This is a genomic window from Klebsiella sp. MS 92-3 (assembly GCF_000195655.1).
GTDB classification, from domain to species: Bacteria; Pseudomonadota; Gammaproteobacteria; order Enterobacterales; family Enterobacteriaceae; genus Klebsiella; species Klebsiella pneumoniae.
This window is the reverse complement of the sequence record NZ_GL882868.1, coordinates 1099-1801: the sequence shown is the minus strand read 5'-3', so window position 1 is coordinate 1801 and position 703 is coordinate 1099. Positions and strand designations below refer to the sequence as shown.

Below are 703 nucleotides of genomic sequence, written 5' to 3'. Positions count from 1 at the left end.
AATAATGATAACACTGTTATCATTATTGATAACTCAAATAGGGTTCAAAGATGAGTAAGGATGTCGAGAGAATCACTCAGATAAATGACCAGGGTGAGATTATCGGCGGCTTCGTTGCCGTTATCCGCCCTAAACAAAAATCAGCATTTCAGAGGCATTTCACCATGAATCAAGACGCATTACGGATCTTGGCTAAGGAATTAACCGGGGAGCAATTCAAGGTCTTAATGCTGATGCTTGCAGATCTGGATTACGAAAACTTCATTCAGATCGCCCAAGCAGATATTGCTGAAACTTTAGGGATGCAGAAAACGAATGTTAGTCGCGCCGTTCGCGCGCTACTGGATGTTGGGGTGATCTTTGAGGGACCTAAAGTTGGCAGATCAAAAACATACCGGCTGAATGAACAATTTGGTTGGAAAGGCACCGTAACCAACCACAAAAAGGCACTCAAAAACGGCTTTAGTGTCATTCAGGGCGGCCGGATTTAAAGAGCCAGCGGCAGGCGGACAATCAGGGCTACGTGTTAACGTTTTGACCATGATTGTCTATCCAGCATTGCTCTTTTGCCGCATGTCAGTTCGATGCGATGCAGGATAGGGCAAACGCCGCAAAATGACGTCATTGACGTCATTCGCAACCTTTGCCCGATAATCTCCAAAACGTCTGAGCTGCCACGGTTCCGGCAGCGCCTTGAGCGCAA

1 protein-coding gene is annotated in these 703 nt (G+C 46.5%); it reads left to right on the top strand.

Annotation, left to right across the window (positions count from 1 at the left end):
• Positions 1-50 precede the first annotated feature (50 nt).
• Positions 51-491 carry a hypothetical protein gene (locus HMPREF9538_RS01495; RefSeq protein WP_000031238.1) on the top strand — a complete coding sequence of 147 codons (441 nt, stop codon included), beginning with the start codon at positions 51-53 and terminating at the stop codon, positions 489-491.
• Positions 492-703: the final 212 nt, after the last annotated feature.

Bases quoted from the DNA above. Each gene is read 5' to 3' on its own strand.
- HMPREF9538_RS01495 (WP_000031238.1), top strand. From the start codon at position 51: ATGAGTAAGGATGTCGAGAGAATCACTCAGATAAATGACCAGGGTGAG.